Annotated in this window: 18 protein-coding genes and 2 pseudogenes; 9 read left to right on the plus strand and 11 right to left on the minus strand. The window is 67.0% G+C overall.

The window, feature by feature from the left end:
* Positions 1-29: 29 nt before the first annotated feature.
* Positions 30-153 (plus strand): annotated as a pseudogene (locus tag HWX08_RS23080) (helix-turn-helix domain-containing protein); the annotation flags it as partial.
* A gap of 52 nt (positions 154-205) precedes the next feature.
* Here the strand turns inward: HWX08_RS23080 and HWX08_RS23085 are convergent.
* A complete protein-coding gene (locus HWX08_RS23085) occupies positions 206-718 on the minus strand; it encodes a helix-turn-helix domain-containing protein (protein WP_069259315.1) in 513 nt (170 codons plus the stop codon).
* A 246-nt stretch (positions 719-964) separates the two neighbouring features.
* Complete coding sequence (locus HWX08_RS23090) at positions 965-1,885, minus strand: LysR substrate-binding domain-containing protein (RefSeq protein WP_069259316.1); 921 nt, start codon at positions 1,883-1,885, stop codon at positions 965-967.
* A gap of 108 nt (positions 1,886-1,993) precedes the next feature.
* Between HWX08_RS23090 and HWX08_RS23095 the strand changes: the two genes are divergently transcribed.
* Positions 1,994-3,076, plus strand: coding sequence for a tartrate dehydrogenase (locus HWX08_RS23095; RefSeq protein WP_174921273.1), 1,083 nt, complete (start codon positions 1,994-1,996; stop codon positions 3,074-3,076).
* Between the two features lie 210 nt (positions 3,077-3,286).
* The gene (locus HWX08_RS23100; RefSeq protein WP_174921272.1) at positions 3,287-4,597 is read left to right on the plus strand and encodes an MFS transporter; all 1,311 of its coding nucleotides are present in this window, start codon (positions 3,287-3,289) and stop codon (positions 4,595-4,597) included.
* Between the two features lie 75 nt (positions 4,598-4,672).
* Here HWX08_RS23100 and HWX08_RS23105 read toward each other — a convergent pair whose 3' ends face one another.
* Positions 4,673-5,467, minus strand: a complete 795-nt coding sequence (locus HWX08_RS23105; protein WP_174921271.1) for a polysaccharide lyase family 7 protein — start codon at positions 5,465-5,467, stop codon at positions 4,673-4,675.
* Here HWX08_RS23105 and HWX08_RS23110 point away from each other — a divergent pair.
* On the plus strand, positions 5,451-5,675 hold the full coding sequence (locus HWX08_RS23110; RefSeq protein WP_174921270.1) for a hypothetical protein: 225 nt from the start codon (positions 5,451-5,453) through the stop codon (positions 5,673-5,675). The two genes, HWX08_RS23105 and HWX08_RS23110, sit on opposite strands and share 17 nt — an antisense overlap.
* Before the next feature lie 125 nt (positions 5,676-5,800).
* Here the strand turns inward: HWX08_RS23110 and HWX08_RS23115 are convergent, their stop codons facing one another.
* From HWX08_RS23115 to HWX08_RS23130, 4 genes are all read right to left on the minus strand, one after another.
* Complete coding sequence (locus HWX08_RS23115; RefSeq protein WP_174921269.1) at positions 5,801-6,298, minus strand: nucleoside/nucleotide kinase family protein; 498 nt, start codon at positions 6,296-6,298, stop codon at positions 5,801-5,803.
* 215 nt (positions 6,299-6,513) lie between these two features.
* Positions 6,514-7,848: an argininosuccinate synthase gene (gene argG, locus HWX08_RS23120; protein WP_021157353.1), complete on the minus strand. Its 1,335-nt coding sequence runs from the start codon at positions 7,846-7,848 to the stop codon at positions 6,514-6,516.
* A 330-nt stretch (positions 7,849-8,178) separates the two neighbouring features.
* Positions 8,179-9,246 carry an FUSC family protein gene (locus HWX08_RS23125; RefSeq protein WP_174921268.1) on the minus strand — a complete coding sequence of 356 codons (1,068 nt, stop codon included), beginning with the start codon at positions 9,244-9,246 and terminating at the stop codon, positions 8,179-8,181.
* A 171-nt stretch (positions 9,247-9,417) separates the two neighbouring features.
* Positions 9,418-10,950 (minus strand): GGDEF domain-containing protein, encoded by a 1,533-nt coding sequence (locus tag HWX08_RS23130; protein WP_174921267.1) that lies wholly within the window; start codon positions 10,948-10,950, stop codon positions 9,418-9,420.
* On the opposite strand from HWX08_RS23130, the gene HWX08_RS23135 reads away from it, so the two are divergent.
* The 5 genes and pseudogenes from HWX08_RS23135 to HWX08_RS23155 all read left to right on the plus strand — a co-directional run bounded on the left by HWX08_RS23135 (position 10,937) and on the right by HWX08_RS23155 (position 15,620).
* Positions 10,937-11,131, plus strand: a complete 195-nt coding sequence (locus HWX08_RS23135; protein ID WP_159068992.1) for a hypothetical protein — start codon at positions 10,937-10,939, stop codon at positions 11,129-11,131. The two genes, HWX08_RS23130 and HWX08_RS23135, sit on opposite strands and share 14 nt — an antisense overlap.
* A 495-nt stretch (positions 11,132-11,626) precedes the next feature.
* Positions 11,627-12,949: pseudogene (locus HWX08_RS23140) on the plus strand (amino acid permease); the annotation flags it as partial.
* A 388-nt stretch (positions 12,950-13,337) separates the two neighbouring features.
* A complete protein-coding gene (locus HWX08_RS23145) occupies positions 13,338-13,583 on the plus strand; it encodes a DUF3717 domain-containing protein (protein WP_174921266.1) in 246 nt (81 codons plus the stop codon).
* A 191-nt stretch (positions 13,584-13,774) separates the two neighbouring features.
* Complete coding sequence (locus HWX08_RS23150; RefSeq protein ID WP_069259323.1) at positions 13,775-14,692, plus strand: LysR family transcriptional regulator; 918 nt, start codon at positions 13,775-13,777, stop codon at positions 14,690-14,692.
* A 118-nt stretch (positions 14,693-14,810) separates the two neighbouring features.
* The gene (locus HWX08_RS23155; protein ID WP_069259324.1) at positions 14,811-15,620 is read left to right on the plus strand and encodes an alpha/beta fold hydrolase; all 810 of its coding nucleotides are present in this window, start codon (positions 14,811-14,813) and stop codon (positions 15,618-15,620) included.
* Positions 15,621-15,657: 37 nt separating this feature from the next.
* Here the strand turns inward: HWX08_RS23155 and HWX08_RS23160 are convergent, their stop codons facing one another.
* The 4 genes from HWX08_RS23160 to HWX08_RS23175 all read right to left on the minus strand — a co-directional run bounded on the left by HWX08_RS23160 (position 15,658) and on the right by HWX08_RS23175 (position 18,823).
* Entirely contained in the window at positions 15,658-16,011 is a 354-nt protein-coding gene (locus HWX08_RS23160) for a hypothetical protein (RefSeq protein WP_069259325.1), read from the minus strand.
* A gap of 303 nt (positions 16,012-16,314) precedes the next feature.
* Positions 16,315-17,010 carry a histidine utilization repressor gene (hutC, locus tag HWX08_RS23165; protein WP_069259326.1) on the minus strand — a complete coding sequence of 232 codons (696 nt, stop codon included), beginning with the start codon at positions 17,008-17,010 and terminating at the stop codon, positions 16,315-16,317.
* A 183-nt stretch (positions 17,011-17,193) separates the two neighbouring features.
* Positions 17,194-18,321 (minus strand): porin, encoded by a 1,128-nt coding sequence (locus HWX08_RS23170; RefSeq protein ID WP_174921265.1) that lies wholly within the window; start codon positions 18,319-18,321, stop codon positions 17,194-17,196.
* Between the two features lie 187 nt (positions 18,322-18,508).
* A complete protein-coding gene (locus tag HWX08_RS23175; protein WP_076605993.1) occupies positions 18,509-18,823 on the minus strand; it encodes a hypothetical protein in 315 nt (104 codons plus the stop codon).
* Positions 18,824-19,375: the final 552 nt, after the last annotated feature.

The raw sequence follows: 19,375 nt of genomic DNA on the forward strand, positions 1-19,375 counted from the left end.
GGCATGCGGCAAACCTGCAGGGGTGTGCGGTGGACAATCCGATCCGCGCGATGCGCATCTTCACGCGCATCGTCGAAATGAACAGCTTCACGCGCGCGGCGCAGGTGCTCGGCATTTCGCGCGCCACCGCGACGCGAACCGTGCAGGAGTCCGATCTTTCGCGGTTCGGGCAAGCCGTCCCAATCCGCGTAGACGCCGATCGTCGTCATTTCCCTCGATGCTCCCCATGCCGTTTTCTTGCCGGCTTCAGCAACGCGACCAGATCGGCTGCCGTCGTGCCGCGAGCATCGCCGGGTTCGGTGGTTCCGGCTGCCGGCGTGCCTGCTCCGGCCGCTTTCGTGGCGGCCGGCGCGCTTGCGCGCATGCGCCGGCCGGGTGTGGACGATGTGGCGGCGGAGAGGGCCGGCGCGGTGCGTCGGGCGGATCGTGGTTTGACGAGGCGGGCGTCCTGAAGCCGGCGGCCGAATTCGTCCGCGGCGGCCAGCTTTTCCAGATCGCCCTGGAGCCCCAGCACCTGCATGACGGACAGATAGGCGCCGATGGTGACGCCCGATCCGCCGGCTTCCAGCGAACGAAGCGTCATCGGCGACATGCCGGCGCGTTCCGCAACCTGCTTGGCCGTCAGCTTCCGGCGCAGGCGAGCAAGCTTCAGCCGCTCGCCGAATTCGGCGAGTAGCTGGGTCGATGCCGGCAGGAGCGGGGCTGTCTTTTGTGCCATGAGGCTAATATTTCAATGTTTTGCCAACGAAGATGCCAAAATATTAGCGTAATCGATGCGAGGCGTGAGCGACTTTGGGTCCGGTTGGCAAGTGAGAATGTAAATATTTTGGCTATTTTTAGGAAATTTAGCCAAAGTAATGTCATTTTTGACGGCCATCCCTCCGTGCGCAACGCGATTCGGCGGCCGGATATCGTCTGGCCGGCTGCGCGCAACGATCGCGGCTTGCGCGATCCAGACCGTTTCCTACACGGCCCTCAACCGCCCCAATTCGTCCGCCAGAAAGTCGACGAACGCGCGAATCCGCGCGGACATCTGGTGACGCTGTGCATACACCGCATAGATGTCCGCGCTCGGCGTTTCGTGGTCGGGCAGCACGACGACGAGGCGACCGTCGGCGAGATAGTCGCGGAGGTCCCATTCGGCGCGCATCAGGATCCCGTGCCCGTCGAGCGCCCACTTCACGGCGATCTCGCCGTCGTTCGTCGTCAGGTTGCCGTTGATCCGCACGGCTTCCGTGTTGCGTGCCGCGCCGCGGCCGCTGGTCAGGCGCCAGATCCCGTAACCTTCGTCGCCTTGCCGGATGCCGATGCAGTTGTGCCGCGCCAGGTCGTGCGGCGTGGCGGGCATCCCGTGCCGCGCGAGATACGCGGGCGCCGCGCACAGCAGCCGGCGGTTCGGCGCGAGCCGCCGCGCGACGACGCGCGTGTCGGGCGGCTCGCCGAAGCGGATGCACACATCGAACGCGTCGTCGGTGAGCGGCGGCGGCATGACCGACAACTGCAGTTGCACCGACACCTCCGGATAGCGCGCGACGAAGCGCGAGATCGCGGGGCCGACGTGGCTGCGCCCGAAACCGAGCGTCGCGTTCACGCGCAGCAGCCCCTTCGGCCGCTGCTTCGCGCTGCCGAGCAACTCGCCGAGTTCGTCCATCTGGTCGAGGATCCGGCGCGCGTAGTCGAGATACACGTCGCCTTCGGGCGTCAGCATCATCCGTCGCGTCGTGCGGTTGACGAGCGTCACGCCCGCGCGCCGCTCCATCTGCGTGAGCCGCTTGCTGACGGCTGCCGCGGTCAACCCGAGTTCGCGCGCGGCCGCGCTCAGGCTGCCCGATGCGGCCAGCGTCGAGAAGAAGCCGAGATCGGCCGGCTGGACGGTATCCACCATGACGGGATTCGTGAATCGAAGTTAAAGATGCCTTGATTCTAGCGCCGGTTCCTGCACTCCTGGTTCGGTAAAGTGCGTTCACGCTCACGATCAATCGAGGATGTCCGCATGAAGACCTACCGTATCGCAACGATTCCGGGCGACGGCATCGGCAAGGAAGTGGTGCCGGCCGGCAAGCAGGTGCTGGAAGCGCTGGCCCGCGGCAGCGACCGCTTCGCGTTCGAGTTCGAGGATTTCGACTGGGGCGCCGATTATTACCGCCAGCACGGCGCGATGATGCCGGCCGACGGCCTCGACGCGCTACGCGGCAAGGACGCGATCCTGTTCGGCTCGGCGGGCGACCCCGACGTGCCCGACCATGTGACGCTGTGGGGGCTGCGCCTGAAGATCTGCCAGGGCTTCGACCAATACGCGAACGTGCGCCCGACGCGCATCCTGCCCGGCATCGACGCGCCGCTGAAGCGCTGCGGGCCGGACGACCTGAACTGGGTCATCGTCCGCGAGAACTCCGAAGGCGAATACGCGGGCGTCGGCGGCCGCGTGCACCAGGGCCATCCGATCGAGGCCGCGACCGACGTGTCGATCCTCACGCGCGCCGGCGTGGAACGCATCATGCGCTTCGCGTTCCGGCTCGCGCAGTCGCGCCCGCGCAAGCTGCTGACCGTGGTCACGAAGAGCAACGCGCAGCGGCACGCGATGGTGATGTGGGACGAGATCGCGAAGCAGGTCGCGCAGGAATTCCCGGACGTCACGTGGGACAAGGAACTCGTCGACGCGGCGACCGCGCGCATGGTCAACCGGCCGGCGTCGCTCGACACGATCGTCGCGACCAACCTGCATGCCGACATCCTCAGCGATCTCGCGGCCGCGCTCGCCGGCAGCCTCGGTATCGCGCCGACCGGCAACATCGATCCCGAGCGTCGTTATCCGTCGATGTTCGAGCCGATCCACGGTTCCGCGTTCGACATCATGGGCAAGGGGCTCGCGAATCCGGTCGGCACGTTCTGGTCGGTCGTGATGTTGCTCGAGCATCTCGGCGAGACGGACGCTGCCGCGCGCGTGATGCAGGCGATCGAGGCCGTGACGGCCGACCCGTCGCTGCATACGCGCGACCTCGGCGGCAGCGCGACGACCGCGCAGGTGACGGCGGCCGTGTGCGAGCGCGTCGCAAACGCGGCGGTTGCGGCCTGACGATCAACGCGACGCTACGCATGCGGGCCGCAACGTAGGCGGCGTGTGTGCGCAACCGGTAGCCGGGCGCCGCCCGTTCATCGTCCCCGCGGTTTTTGATGCCCGCGACTCGCGCGTCCGACGCGAGCCGGGTGCCGGCGCGCGCGCTTCGTCGCGGCGCCGGCGAGTATTCACCGGCAGAGCACGGCTCGACCTCGAAGGAGGAGACACATGCAAGCGGATCTGGAAACACGCGTCGCGCGGAAACTGATGTGGCGGATCATTCCGTTCGTGATGCTGCTTTACTTCGTCAGCTTTCTCGATCGCGTCAACGTCGGCTTTGCCGCGATGACGATGAACAAGGCGATCGGCCTGTCGCCGACCGCGTTCGGGTTCGGCGGCGGCCTGTTCTTCATCGGCTACTTCCTGTTCGAAGTGCCGTCCAACCTGATTCTCCATCGCGTCGGCGCGCGCATCTGGATCGCGCGGGTGATGATCACGTGGGGCCTCGTGTCGGCCGTATCCGCGTTCGCGGCCGGGCCGACGAGCTTCTACGTGCTGCGCTTCCTGCTCGGCGTGGCCGAAGCCGGGTTCTTCCCCGGCGTCATCCTGTACCTGAGCCTGTGGTTCCCCGCGAAGCAGCGCGCGGTGGCCGCCGCGTGGTTCATGGCGGCCGCGCCGATCTCGACCGCGATCGGTTCGCCGCTGTCGGGCGCGATCATGCAGATGCCGCCGCTGTTCGGGCTCGCCGACTGGCAGATGCTGTACATCGTCGAAGCGCTGCCGGCGGTCGTGCTCGGCTTCGTCGTGCTGAAGTGCCTGACCGATTCGCCGTCGAAGGCCGTGTGGCTGCAGCCGGACGAGCGCGACTGGCTGATCGCGAAGCTGAAGGCCGAAGCCGACGTGCGCCACACGCATGCCGGGCACACGGCCGGCGCGTGGCAGGCGTTGCGCGATCCGCGCGTGCTGGCGCTCGCGCTGATCTATTTCGGCACGTCGGCCGGGCTCTACACGCTCGGGCTGTGGGCGCCGCTGATGGTCAAGCAGTTCGGCTTCACCGCGCTGCAGACGGGCTTGCTGACCGGGATCCCGAGCATCGCCGCCGTCGTCGCGATGATCGTCTGGGCGCGGAATTCGGATCGCACCGGCGAGCGCACGTGGCACGTCGTGATTCCGTGCGTGCTCGCGTGCATCGGCTTCGTGTTCGCGGGGCAGGCGAGCACCGCGTTGCTGACCGTGCTCGCGCTGGTCGTCGTCAACATCGGGATCAGCGCCGCGAAGGCGCCGCTGTGGGCGATGCCGAGCGCGTTCCTGTCGGGCGCCGGCGCGGCCGCGGGGATCGCGATGATCAACTCGATCGGCAATCTCGGCGGGTTCGTCGGGCCGTTCGCGATCGGCTGGCTGAAGAACGTGACGGGCGGGTATTCGGCGGGGCTCTATGTGGTGGCTGGCACGCTCGCGGTGTCGGCGGTCGTCACGCTGATGCTGAGCCGCAAGGGGGAGCGGGAAGCGGTCGCGCCGGGCGTGCGGCATCATTCGTGAGCGCGGTGTTTGCGCCGAAACGCCGGACAGACGCGCATCGCATGCCCGCCCGGCGCCATGTTGCGTTACGTGCGATCAGCCATGCGTGAGCGTCAGCGCATAGAACTTCACGACGGTGCCCGGCGTCGTGAGCGGCGTGCCGGACACGGCCGTCTGGTCGTAGTCGCCCGCCTTGAAGTAGAAATTCTCGCCGTCGAAGCTCGAATCCATCGTGAAGGTCTTGGTCGTGCCGTTCGCGGTGACGGTGATCGTCGTGCCGCTCAGGCTCAGCGCGTAGCTGAACTTCTTTCCGACACCGACCGTCGTGATCGGCGTGGTCGTCGACTTGCCGCCCTGGTTGGTGCTTTCGAGCAGCAGCTGCACGACGCCGCCGGACGTGAACTGCAGCTCGCACAGCGGCTTGCTCGGGCCGGTGCCCTGGAAGATCTGGCCGATCGTCGTGTGATCGGGCACCTGCGTGACGGCCACCGTCGCATTCAGCCGGTTCGTGCCGGAGGTCGGCCAGGTCGCGTTCTCGCGCAGCTCGGTGCGCGGATGCAGCGAGCCGGACGTCGTCCAGCCCTGCGTCGGGTCCATCATCACCATCGAGCCGTCGCTGCCGTCCGTATAGAAATACGTCGGGTTCACGTAGCCGCCCGCGAGCGACGAGCCGCTCACCGTGTCGACCTTGCCGGACGAGCCGGTCGGCAACTGCAGCGTGAACGGTGCGAGGTTGAAGTTCGAGCCGGGCGGATTCGACGGGCTGAGCGCCATCGCGGTGGCCTGCTGGCGGGCGGCGGCGGCCGGGCTGGCCGGATCGTCGCCGCCGCACGCGGACAGGCACGCAACGGACAGAACGGCGATGACGCACGGGATGATCCTGTTCTTCATGGTGTCTCTCTCTGATGGTCCGTGGCTCGGTGCCACGTTGTGGATAACGTTTTCCTTTTATGGCGCACGATCGTCGAAACGAGACCGGTTGCCCATAGAAAGCACTCCAAAATACAGAAAGCAGGTAACGCTCGACGGCTGGAACAGTGATGCGGTAAATCTCGGGGAAATTGCGGAATATCTGAAGCTTGCAATCGGCTTTCCGTGAAGCGCGTCCGGCCGATCGAGGACGATGCTAACAAGAAGCGTTGGAAGAGTAAACGTTTTCCTATTCGAGCCGGAAAAGCGGATGGACGCCGATCGCTGCGAGGTATTCGCGCGCCGGCGTGTCGGTTACGACGCCGGCGCGGCGACGTGCTGCGCGATCCGTGCCGCGCAAGCGTCGGGCGTCGCGTCGGACGTATCGAGCACCATCTGGCTGAACGGCCGCGATGCATGGCCTTCGCGATACATCTCGGCGATCCGGCTCCGCTCCCAGTCCGTCAGCACACGCGCGCCGCGCTTCGACGACGCAACCGCTTCGGGCGGTGCGAGCGTCACGACGAACAGCCGTGCGTCGCGCGCATCGCAGGCGGCGCGCAGTCGCTCGAATTCCGGGTCGCCGATCGGATACGCGATGACCAGGTAACGCTCGCGCGCGTTCGCGATCTGCGTGACGAGACGTTCGAGCGCGATCGCCCATTGCACGGCGAACGGCGCGTCTTCGGGCGCATCGTGATCGTCGCCGTCGATGAAGCGCGCGTCGGGCAGCACGCGTGCGAGCGCGACACCGATCGTCGTCTTGCCGCTGTTGATCGGGCCGTTCAGGTGGATGACGGTAAGGGCGGTCATGAGTCGGCGCTGGAATCGGAAGACCGCAGCTTGCCATGACTCACGCGGCGGCGGTGCGACGTCTCGGGTGCGTTACTCGGGGTGATGCGAATACGGAGGGAAAGCAAAAAGGCGGGGGAGGAGAAGCGGCAGGCCGCATGTGCGAAATTCGATCCGCCCACGCGGCCTGCCCGGCCATGCCGCAAGCGATGCGGCATGGCGTCGAGCGAAACGGCTTACTTGTCGTCGCCCTTGATCTGCGGCAGCGCCGATGCTTCGCCCGGCGTCAGCAGCCCGACTTGCGAATACACGCGCAGCTTGTCGCGCGTATCGGTGATGTCGAGGTTGCGCATCGTGAGCTGGCCGATTCGGTCGCGCGGCGAGAACGTCGACGCCACCTTCTCCATCGACAGGCGCTCCGGCTGATACGTGAGGTTCGGCGACTTCGTGCTCAGGATCGAGTAGTCGTTGCCGCGGCGCAGTTCGATCTTCACTTCACCGGTGATCGCGCGCGCGACCCAGCGCTGCGCGGTTTCGCGCAGCATGATCGCCTGCGGGTCGAACCAGCGGCCCTGGTACAGCAGGCGGCCGAGGCGGCGGCCGTTCTCGCGGTACTGCTCGATCGTGTCTTCGTTGTGGATGCCGGTGACGAGGCGCTCGTACGCGATGTACAGCAGCGCGAGGCCCGGGGCTTCGTAGATGCCGCGGCTCTTCGCCTCGATGATGCGGTTCTCGATCTGGTCGCTCATGCCGAGGCCGTGGCGGCCGCCGATGCGGTTCGCTTCCAGCAGCAGCTCGACCGGGTCGGTGAACTCGACGCCGTTCAGCGCGACCGGCTGGCCGGCTTCGAAGCGCACCGTCACTTCTTCCGCGGCGATCTTCACGTCGTCGCGCCAGAACGCGACGCCCATGATCGGGTTCACGATCTTGATGCCGCTTTCGAGGCTTTCGAGATCCTTCGCTTCGTGCGTCGCGCCGAGCAGGTTCGAATCGGTCGAATACGCCTTCTCGGCCGACATCTTGTACGCGAAGCCGGCCTGGTTCATGAATTCCGACATTTCGGCGCGGCCGCCGAGCTCGTCGATGAACGTCTGGTCGAGCCACGGCTTGTAGATCTTCAGGTCCGGGTTCACGAGCAGGCCGTAGCGGTAGAAGCGCTCGATGTCGTTGCCCTTGTACGTGCTGCCGTCGCCCCAGATGTTGACGCCGTCTTCCTTCATCGCGGCGACGAGCATCGTGCCCGTCACGGCGCGGCCGATCGGCGTGGTATTGAAGTACGTGACGCCGGCCGTCGTGATGTGGAACGCGCCGCTTTGCAGCGCCGCGATGCCTTCGGCGACGAGCTGCGCACGGCAGTCGATCAGGCGGGCGCCGGCTGCGCCGTATTCGATCGCGCGTTTCGGGATCGCGTCGTAATCGTCTTCGTCGGGCTGGCCGAGGTTCGCCGTGTATGCGTACGGGACGGCGCCCTTGAGTTTCATCCAGTGCAGCGCAGCGCTGGTGTCCAGGCCGCCGGAGAAGGCGATACCGACCTTCTGGCCGGTCGGGAGGCTTTCGAGAATCGTGCTCATAGGAATTACCGTGGATTGAAGCCGGTGGGATCGTATTTCGCGGAATATGCGAGTATCGGCTGTCCGGAAGGTTGGAGCAAGGGCTGATTTTGGTGCAGAACCGTCGCCGCGCCTGTCGCGGCGGGCCTGACGAGGGATTAACCGGGTGGAGAGCGCCCCGCGGGCCGGCGCGAAATCGCAGCGATTCCGCCCCCGGCGAGCCCGCTCGGGACGCGTGTTATCGGGGTTGGATCGGGGCAAAAAGCGTGGCGGTCGGCGTCGTGATGCCCGCCGCATCGTATCGAAAGGTATTTGAAAGTATGGCGTGTAAAGCGCCGGTCGCTGCCAACGTCAGATGTTCCACGACTGCGCGGTATCGAGCAGTTTCTCGCGCAACTGGTCGACTTCCCCGGCCAGCTTGGCCGTGATCGACACGTAGCCGGACAGTTGCGGCGGCGCGTCGTGCGGCGGTTCGGCCGGCCGGCGGCGCGGCGCGAGCCGGCTCGGCGTGCCGAACTTGAGCGCGCGGCTCGCGCCGACCAGCGTGTCGCGGATGCGCCGGTTCATCGCCTTCATGTCGACGCGCATGTATTCGCGGGCCGCGACGTCGTCGCGGGCCGGCACCGCGCTCGACAGGATCTCCAGATAGCCGATGCACAGGCGCAGGCTGCGCTGGATCGCTTCGAGCTGCGCCATCGACGTCTCGCACTCCTTCGACACCGACGGCATCAGCGAGCGCAACTGCACGAGCAGCGCGCTGAGCGCGGCCATTTCCTTCAGGTGCGCGTCGTCGCTCACCTGGCGGTCGCCCGCGAGTCGCGCATGGACGGCCGCGCACGCGCGCAGCGCGTCGGCGAGCTTGTAGCGCCACGAGTAGGTGGCGTAGAGGGGCAGCGCGAACGAGAACGCCAGCGCGATCGCGATACCGGTCAGCACGTTCACCGCGCGCCACAGGCCGTCGACGATCTCGTTGTCGCCATGCCCGGCGACGATCACCATCGTGATCGCCGACAGCAGCGCGATGTAGCCGGCCTTGCCGATCGCGTGGTACGCGCAGATGCCGCATGCGAGCGCCATCAGCAGGTAGATTGCGAGCGGCGCGTGCACGAACGAATACAGCAGGATCAGCCCGAGCCCCGCGAGCGCGCCGATCGACGTGCCGAGCGCACGCTCGGCCGCCTTCTTGCGGATGTTGCCGTGATGCTGGAGCCCGCCGACGACGATCAGCACGGTGATCGTCGACCATTCGCCGTGCGGCACGTTCAGCCCGGTGGACAGCGCGATCGACACGAGAATCGCGAGCGCGACGCGCGCCGCATGGATCAGCTTCGCGTGCCGGTAGCGGCGATACGGGTCGAGCAGCGGGCGGAGCGCGTGGCGCAGGATCGGCGGCAGCCGGGTCGGGAGCGGGGTGGTCATGGCGGAGCTGGAGTGGCGGAACGCGCACGGCGGCGTGCGCGGGCCGGCGCCGCGCCGCATGTGCAGCAGACGTAACGCTAGCCGAACGCGGGGGGACTGTCCACGGTGCGGTTGGTCATCCGGCGCGGCCGGCTGCCGCGCGCGTTCGCGTCACGTCACGTCGCGGTGGCGTCAGGCGTCGGCCGTGCGCGGCTGCGCTTCCAGCACGCGGTTGCGGCCGCCGGACTTCGCGCGGTACAGCGCCTCGTCGGCTTGCCGCAGCAGCGCGGCGGCGTTCAGGCGCCCGTCGACGGCGGTCGCCGTGCCGATGCTCGCGGTGACGCGCCGGTACGGGCTTCGCGCGTGCTCGATGTCGAGTTCCGCGATCGCGCGCCGGATGCCCTCGGCGACGACCACCGCGCCTTGCGCATCGGTGTCGGGCAGCGTGACGACGAATTCCTCGCCGCCGTAGCGGGCGACGTGGTCGCTGTCGCGGCGCAGGCAGCGCGACGCGGTTTGCGCGACGCGCCGCAGCACGTCGTCGCCGGCCGGGTGGCCGTAGTAGTCGTTGAACGCCTTGAAGTGATCGACGTCGACGAACAGCACCGACAGCGGGCGGCCGCTGCGCGACGCACGCTGTGCCTCCTTCGCGAGCACCGCGTCGAACGTGCCGCGGTTGTCGAGGCCCGTCAGCGCATCGGTGTGCGCGAGCCGGTACAGCTTCGATTCGGCGATCTGCCGGCGCCGCAGTTCGCGCGACAGCGCCATCGATCCCCACGCGATGAAGCCGGTGAACAGGCACATCAGCACGATGGTCCAGATCGCGCGGTGGAGCCACGGCGCGTAGATGTCGACTTCGGCGGGCGCGACGTCGACGATCAGCGGCAGGCCGGCGAGATGCTTGTAAACATAGATGCGCCGCACGCCGTCGATCGCGCCGGTGCCGGTCAGCGCGCCGGCGCGGGTGCGCTGCGATTCGACGAACAGCGGCGAGTCGTGCAGGTCGAGGCCGACCACGCGCGCGTCGAACGGCAGCCGCGACACGAGCGTGCCGTTGTCCTCGACGATCGCCGCGCTGCCGTGCTGGCCGACCGCGAGGCCGTCGAGCAGCGCGCGGAAGTAGTCGATGCTGAGCGTGCCGACAACGATGCCGGCGAAACTGCCGTCGGGCCGGCTGATCCGGCGGCTGAGCGCGATCGTCAGCGCGCCGCCGCGCAGCCGGGCCGCATACGGCCGGCTGAGGTAGAGGCCCTGCGCGAGCCCGTCGCGATGCACGGCGAAGTAGTCGCGGTCGGCGAAATTGCCTTGCCGCGCGGGCGACGCGCTCGAATCGATCACGATATTGCCGTGCGCATCCATCACGAAGATCGAGCCCAGATATTCGCCGGTCGCCGCGCGGTCGAACAGCAGCCGGTGGCGCTGGCGCGGCGGCAGCGTCATCAACTCCGGGTCGGCAATGCCGTCGACGACGTTCTGCAGCGACAAATCGTAGAGCTCGATATTGCGCACGATATCGCGTTCGATCAGCAGCATCAGGTTGCGTGCATTTTCGACCGCATGGTCGTATGCATCTCGCCGCGCCTCGATTAACAGCGACGTGGAAAGTCCCCAGCTGAACATCAGCAGCACGATCCCCGCAACGAGCACGCCGCGGGGCGACAGAATGCGGGCCACGATCGACGCGGTATGGCGGCGCAGCGCGGCGGGCAGCGTGAATGACTTCATCCTCGGGGGCGGCGGGCGGCGGATTGGCGCATCGTCGGCGATTCCGCACACTGATTATTTTGAATCGGGGCGCATTATCTCGCGATTTCACGACATTCGTGCGCGCATGCAAAACATGCATGCGGATACGGCGATTCACAACGGTTACGCATCATTACCGCTTTGCATGCAGGCGATTTGATTTGAATCAATGATCGATATTGGGTGTTTTGTCTGAATAATCCAGTGATTACCCGGCGATTATGTCCGTCGGCGTGGTATCGACGGGAGGGCGGCGGACAGCGGCGCAACACCGGCGGATTTGGAAAAACGGACAGCTGCCCGACGCGCGTGGTTTTTCCGCCGGTCCTCGCCCATGGCCGGTCCGGTGGGAGCCAACGTGTTGATTCCGCGAAATCTCCGCGGCGACGGCGGGCCGCGGCACCTGAGCTGTCCCCGTGGCGAATCAGGTAGAATCCGCGCTTCGCCGCAGGCGCCCGCCGCGCAACGCAAATCGGGGCTGCATCGAATGCATCGCAGGACGCGCACTGCGCTCCGATTCCGCATGCGCCGGCTACGGATGCCGGCCCGCTCAACGTTCGTCTCGTTTATGTCCGCAATTCCGAAATCCGACCCACCCGGTTCGCCCGCGAACCCACCCAAGCTTCATCGCGCGCTGAAGGCGCGCCACCTGACGATGATCGCCATCGGCGGCTCGATCGGCACGGGCCTGTTCGTCGCGTCCGGCGCGTCGATCTCGCAGGCGGGCCCCGGCGGCGCGATGGTCGCGTACATGCTGATCGGCCTGATGGTCTACTTCCTGATGACGAGCCTCGGCGAAATGGCTGCGTTCATGCCGGTGTCGGGCTCGTTCGCGACCTACGGCGCGAAATACGTGGACGAAGGCTTCGGCTTCGCGCTCGGCTGGAACTACTGGTACAACTGGGCGGTGACGATCGCGGTGGAACTCGTCGCCGCGCAGCTCGTGATGCATTACTGGTTTCCGGACGTGCCCGGCGTGTGGTGGAGCGCGGCCTTCCTCGGCGTGATGTTCCTGCTCAACGCGCTCACCGTGCGCGGCTTCGGCGAGGCCGAATACTGGTTCGCGCTGATCAAGGTCGTCACCGTGGTGGCGTTCATCGGCGTCGGCCTGCTGATGATCTTCGGCATTCTGAAGGGCGCGCCGAGCAACGGCTGGGGCAACCTGACGATCGGCGACGCACCGTTCGCGGGCGGCCTGCCGGCGTTGATGGGCGTCGCGATGATCGCGGGCTTCTCGTTCCAGGGCACCGAGCTGATCGGCGTCGCGGCCGGCGAATCGGAAAACCCGCGCACGACGATCCCGCGCGCGGTGCGCCAGGTGTTCTGGCGCATCCTGCTGTTCTACGTGTTCGCGATCTTCGTGATCGGCGTGCTGATTCCCTATACCGACCCGAACCTGCTGAAGACGGACGTGACCGACATCGGCGTGAGTCCGTTTACGCTCGTGTTCCGCCACGCAGGTCTGGCATTCGCGGCCGGCGTGATGAACGCGGTGATCCTGACCGCCGTGCTGTCGGCCGGCAACTCGGGCATGTATGCGTCCACGCGGATGCTCTACAACCTCGCGACCGAAGGCCGTGCGCCGAAGATCTTCGCGAAGCTGTCGCGCGGCGGCGTGCCGCGCAACGCGCTGTATGCGACGACGGCCGTCGGCGCGTTGTGCTTTTTCACGTCGCTGTACGGCGACAAGACCGTGTACCTGTGGCTGCTGAACACGTCCGGGATGACGGGCTTCATCGCGTGGCTCGGCATCGCGGTGAGCCACTACCGGTTCCGCAAGGGCTACGTGAAGCAGGGCTACTCGCTCGACCAGCTGCCGTACCAGTCGAAGTGGTTCCCGTTCGGCCCGCTGTTCGCGTTCGTGCTGTGCCTCGTGATCGCGCTCGGCCAGGACTATCAGGCGTTCCTCGCGAACCGGATCGACTGGGCGGGCGTGGCCGCGACCTATGTCGGCATTCCGCTGTTCCTCGTCGTGTGGCTCGGCTTCCGGTTCCTGAAGAAGAGCCGTTTCGTGCGCTACGAAGACATGGAAATCGCGCCGTGGATCGCCGCGAGCCGCGGCGCGCAGCGCCAGCCGGTGGCGAATCGCGAAACCGCGGGTTGACGCGGGCGCGGCATGCGGCCGCGCGCGATGCGACGAAACGGGAAGCCTCGCGCTTCCCGTTTTTTTTGCCCGGCTTTTGCCTCCACGGGGTCAAAGCCGGTTATATTGCCCGACCCTACCGGGCCACGGCCCGGCCGGCGCGAGGCGCGCAGCGCGGATCGGCATCCGGCGCGCGACCTGCGGCGGCCGGCGCGATGCCCGGCGTTTTCATCGCTCCGTGCGGGCCGATACGGCCCGCGGAGCGCGCAACCCAGAGGAATCCATGAGCGCATCACCCGCCGAGCGGAAGGCCGGACCCGTTTCCATCGCGCGAATCGAAGCCGCGATCAACGCGTGGCGCGAAGTGTACCCGCCGGCTCCGGACGGCGAGGACGGCTACGCGCTCGATGCCGGCAGCAATTGCCTCGCCGAACTGTACGGCACGATGATCTGCTACCAGCTGCCGGACGTGCCGCTCGACACGCTGAGCGACGCGCAGCGCGACGCGCTCTACGCGACCGAGGTGTGACGGGCGGCGCGCGATGCCGAGGCGCCGCGGCGCCGCGCGTCGGCATCGACGAAGCAACGGGAAGCTCGCGGGCTTCCCGTTTTGCTTTGGGCGGCGCGCGGCCGCGCGTGGCGGTTTGCGCCGCCTGCGGTATCGTGACGGCATCGTCCGGCCGGGGTTGAGCGCCGGATTGTTGTCCGGAGGCATCGAACATGGAGTTGAGACACCTCCGCTACTTCGTCGCGGTTGCGGAAGAGCGGAATTTCACGCGGGCGGCCGAACGGCTGCATATCGCGCAGCCGCCGCTGAGCCGGCAGATCCAGCAGCTCGAGGAAGCGCTCGGCGTGCCGCTGTTCGAGCGCAATGCGCGGCCGTTGAAGCTGACCGACGCGGGGCGCTTCTTCTATTCGCACGCGGTGCAGCTGCTCGCGCAGACGACCGAGCTCGAATCGATGACGAAGCGGGTCGGCAAGATCGAGCGCAGCATGTCGGTGGGCTTCGTCGGCTCGACGCTGTACGGGATGCTGCCGAAGATCATCCGGCGTTTTCGCGGCGAGTATCCGGCCGTCGAGCTGAGCCTGCACGAGATGTCGACGATGGACCAGATCAAGGCGCTGAAGGAAGGGCGCATCGACGTCGGGTTCGGGCGCATCCGCCACGAGGATCCGAGCGTGCGGCGCGTCGTGCTGCGCGAGGAGCGGATGATCGTCGCGCTGCCGGTCGGCCACGTGCTCGACAGCGCGAAGCCCGTGCTGTCGCTGCACGATCTCGTGAACGACACGCTGATCATCTTTCCGAAGGCGCCGCGCCCGAGCTATGCGGACCAGGTGCTCGCGGCGTTTCACGACCGCGCGTTGCAGCCGCGCAAGATCTACGAGACGCGCGAACTGCAGATCGCGCTCGGCCTCGTCGCGATGGGCGAGGGCGTGTCGGTCGTGCCGCAGAGCGTGTACGGGCTGAAGCGCGACGACATCAGCTACAAGCCGCTCGACGATCCGAACCTCGTGTCGCCGATCATCATGAGCATGCGGATGCTCGACGAATCGGAGGACATCCGCGCGATGCAGGCGCTGATCTACCGGCTGTACGACGAGGCGAAGATGGACTATCTGCCGCCGCAGCCCGAATGAACGCGCGGGCGGTGGGGGCTTGCTTGACGCTGCGGGCGGCCGCGGGCCACCATCGCGCAATTCGATGCGGCCGCCGGCGGGCGGCCGTTCTCATGCAGACGACAGGCACATCACACACATGACCGCAATCGTGACCGAGGAGACCACCGTCGAGACGCCGCAAGGGCGTCTCTTCGCGAAACGCTGGCGCGGCGGCCCCGCGCAACCGGCGGCAGGCGAGCCGGCCGCACCGATCGTGCTGCTGCACGATTCGCTCGGTTGCGTCGAGCTGTGGCGCGACTTCCCCGCGCAGCTCGCGCGCGCCACGCAGCGCGACGTGATCGCATACGACCGTCTCGGCTTCGGTCGTTCCGATCGTCATCCGGGCACACTCGGCACGACGTTCGTGCGCGACGAGGCCGATCATGCGTTCGCGACGCTGCTCGAACAGCTTGGCGTCGATGCGTTCGTCGCGTTCGGGCACAGCGTCGGCGGCGGGATGGCGATCGGTTGCGCGGCCGCGCATCCGGAGCGCTGCCGCGCGCTCGTGACGATCGCCGCGCAGGCGTTCGTCGAGGATCGAACGCTGGCCGGGATTCGCGACGCGGGGCAGCAGTTCGACGAACCGGGGCAGCTCGACCGGCTCGCGCGCTATCACGGCGACAAGGCCGAATGGGTGTTGCGCGCGTGGGTCGACACGTGGCTGTCGCCGGCGTTTCGCGACTGGAATCTCGACGACGACTTGCGGCGCGTGCACTGCGCGACGCTCGCGATTCACGGCGAAGACGACGAATACGGGTCCGACGTGCATCCGAAGCGGATCGCCGCGCAGGTCGCGGGGCCGTCGTCGTATCTGTTGCTCGGCCGGTGCGGACACATGCCGCACCGCGAGCGGACCGACGACGTGCTGGCCGCTGTCGCGACGTTCCTGCGCGACGCGCGCGCGTGAGCGCGACCGCCGTCGGCGGGCCTGCGCCCGCCGATCGTCAGAACGCGAGCTGGATCGCGAGATCGATCGCGAGCAGTGCGATCGAGCAGCCGATCCCGAGGACCACGTTCGGCAGCCGGTGCTCGAAGTCGCGATGATCCTTGCGCATCGCGGCGCCGAGCAGGAAGATCGCCTCGACGACGATCTGCAGCCCGACGAACAGCAGCATCAGCAGATATTCGTAACCCATCTGCTTGAACGCGGCGAACTGCATCCCGTGATCGCGGATCCATTGGCCGACGCGCAGCAGTTCGTACACGAACAGCAATGCGGGAAACAGGTAGCTGATGAAATAGGTCGGCGCGGTGGCGTGCCGTAGTTCGAGGTGGAAGTGCTGATGCGTGGATGCCATCACGAATCCCTCCTTGCAACGCATGATTGCGGTCGCGACGGCGGCGTGACGACGTGCCGATGAAGGGATTACCCGAGGCGTCGTGCGCAACCGTACGACATCAGCATACCGCTGCGCGGGAAATTTGGCATGCGATGGTTGCGATCGTCGTAAAAATGCCTACGCGCTGCGCGACCGGCGGTGCTTGCAAGTATCGATGGCAATCCGTCGCAGGGGATCGGGCACCCGCATTCGGCCGTGCGGGCCGTCAGAGCGATCGAGCGCTGGGCGCAGCCGGGCGCGCGGTAAGCGCGCGCATCGGCATCAGAAATGCCCGGTGAACCGGTAGCGGCTGCCCGGGTGCCACAGATTGGCGACCGACGCGACCAGCCCTTGCGACCATGTGCGCCGATGCAGCAGCAGGCACGGCTCGCGGTCGTCCATCGCGAGGTGGCGGCGCGTTTCGGCGTCGGGCATCGCGGCCTCGATCCGGTATTCGACGCGCTGCAGTGGCGCGACGCGCGTCAGGTACTGGTTCGGCGTCGTCGTCGTGAAGTCCTGCAACGCATATTCCGGCGCGCAGGCCGGATTGACCCAGCGCTCCTCGAGCTGCACGGGCGTGTCGTTCTCGAAGTGCAGCACGCGCGAATGGAAGATCGGGCTGCCGGTGTCGATCTGCAGCTCGTCGGCGAGCTTCGCGTCGGCGACGGCCGCGCCGACCTGCAGCACCTGCGCGCGATAGCCGTGGCCGCGCGCGGCGACTTCGTCCGAGATGCTGCGGATCGCGACGAGCGTCGATTCGTACTTCGGCGACGCGACGTAGGTGCCGGAGCCGCGCGTACGCGTGAGCACCTGTTCGGCGGTCAGCTCGCGCAGCGCGCGGTTGACGGTCATCCGCGCGACGTTGAATTCGCGCGCCAGCTCGTTCTCCGACGGCACCTGGTCGCCTTCCGCCCATTCGCCGGCATGAATGCGCGCGAGGATGAAGTCCTTGATTTCCTGATAGATCGGTGTGGTCATGGGATCACGATTCCAGAGTCGGCAGCGGCCCGCCGCCGAATGCCGATCCGGCGCGCGCCCGGCGCCGAGTGTACCGGTTTCGCGGACGCGCGGGCCCGGATTCCCCCGAATGATCCCTGTTCGGCCGGCGCGCGTCCATGCGGGATTGCACAGAGCGGCCGGCCTTTGCCGACGGGCGTGCGCTCAGAACCGATGCCGGATGCCGACCGTCCCGACCACCTGCGTATGGTTCGACGAAGCCGCGAGCCCCGTGACGTTCGCAAACCCGAGCGTCGCGCCCGACGGCACGCCGAACTGATGCTGATAGACGGTTTCCGCATAGACGTCGGTGCGCTTGCTCAGCGCGTAGTCGGCCATCAGCGTTACCTGATGCCATTTCGGCCGGTGGCTGCCGGCTGCGTCGTCGTAGCGGCCGTCGGTGAACGTATAGGCGCCCGCGAACGAAACCGCTGGCGTCAGCGCGTAACGCGCGTTGACTTCGTAGTTGTCGAAGCGCAGCGCGTTCAGCGCGCCGGGCAGCGACGATGCGGCCGTGTCGTCGAACATCGAATGCGTCCACAACGCGCCGACCGTCAGCCGGTCGAACGCATAGCTGCCGCCCGCGCCCATCACGCGCTGGCGCACGGCCGGGAAGTTCGGCGCGTCGTTGGTCGACAGCGCACCGCCGGGCGTCAGCCCGCCGCGGTTGAGTTGCAGATACGCGGCGCCGAGGCTGACCGGCCCGTTCGCATACGACACGCCGGCGCTGTACGCACGGTTGTTCGCGAAGCCGCCGGCCGCGTTGCTGAACCCGTACAGGCCGCCGAACTGCCAGCCGGCGAGCGTCGGGCTCGTGTATTTCACCGCGTTGTCGATGTAGAACGAATCGTCGAGGTTGTCGTTGTCGAACGGATGCGACGCGAGGTTGTTGCCGTCGCCGTTGTTCGCCATTGCGAGCGGGCCGAGCGTGTCGACCACGGCGTCGTATTGGCGGCCGAGCGTCAGCGCGCCGTACCGGTCGCTCTGCAGGCCGACGTACGCGCGACGGCCGAACATCGTATTTCTGTAGGACTGCGTGCCGTTGTTCAGGTTGAAGCCGCTTTCGAGGCGGAACAGCGCATGCAGGCCGCCACCGAGATCCTCGTTGCCGCTCAGGCCGAACACGGTGTTCGACAGCAGGCCGCTGCCTTGCTGCCACGCGCTTTTGCCCGACTGGTTGTTCGTGTAGGCGATACCCGCATCGAGCATCCCGTAGAGCGTGACGCTGCTTTGCGCATGCGCGGCGGCGCCGAAGAACGCGAGGGAGAGGGTACCGACGACTGCTTTTTTCATTGAGTGTGCTTCCTGGAAAGGCCCGTTGCGACGGGAACGACGATCCGGCGCGCGCGCCGACGGCGTAACGGCGCGGCGCGTGGCGAAGACGAGCCGCATGCGTTCGCGCCGGAAACGCGCGTTCGAATCGATGAAAGGGGGGGGCGGGCGCGAGACGTGTGTCGTGCGCGACCGCAACGGATGCCGGCTAGTGCTGCAGCAGGCGGATCGCGCCGAATTCGGCGGCCGGCAGCAGGCGGAGGATCGACAGGATCGCGGGCGACGCCTGCGACCGCGCGACTTCAAGCTCGATGCACGCGCGCCCGGTACGGTTGTCGATCGCAGCCGTGTAGAAATTGAGCGCGGCACCGACGGCCTGATGCAGCAGGCGGCGCACGACGGCGAGGTTGTCCGATTCGATGCGAATCGACAGCAGCACGAATTCGTCGGCGGCGGTCCGGCGCCGCGATCGAACGATCGGCAGCGCGCGTGAAGCGGCGGTTTCGGTTGTGGTCGGTTTCATGCTGGCACCCCGGTTCGCATCGTGCTTCGCACTGCGGAGATTTCATGCTGGACATGCCGCCCATTCTAGGAATCGCGGTGACGATACGGTGTATAGACTCGAACCGGCCGCGAAAAGAACGCATAAAAAACGATCGCGACCGCGGATGCGCCGCGAGAGGCGCGCGAACGTGTTCGCGACGTTGGGCCGCGCGCACGACGTGCGCGTGTCCATGACATGACGAACCTGCGGCAGAAACATCGAACCGATGCCGGCACGCCCGCGGCATCCGCTGACGGAACCGTCGTTCGGCTACCGGCTGGTCGGTCTGGAAACGGTCCGCATGACCGAGGGGCTGCGCGATGCGGCCTTGTCAGGTCTAGACAGGTGAAAGCTGGCGCCCGATGCGCTCGGAAAGCTTCCGTTTAGCTCGATGTAATCCGTAATCAATTGAAATTGAAGGGAAAATTCCACCGGCGAAACAATCCGGCGACAACTAGAGATAAACACGGATTGCCGGTGGACGGGCTGAAAAGGCAAAGTTGTATGTACAACTTGGGGCGCCGCCGGAAC

This window comes from Burkholderia metallica, assembly GCF_902832845.1.
GTDB lineage: Bacteria > Pseudomonadota > Gammaproteobacteria > Burkholderiales > Burkholderiaceae > Burkholderia > Burkholderia metallica.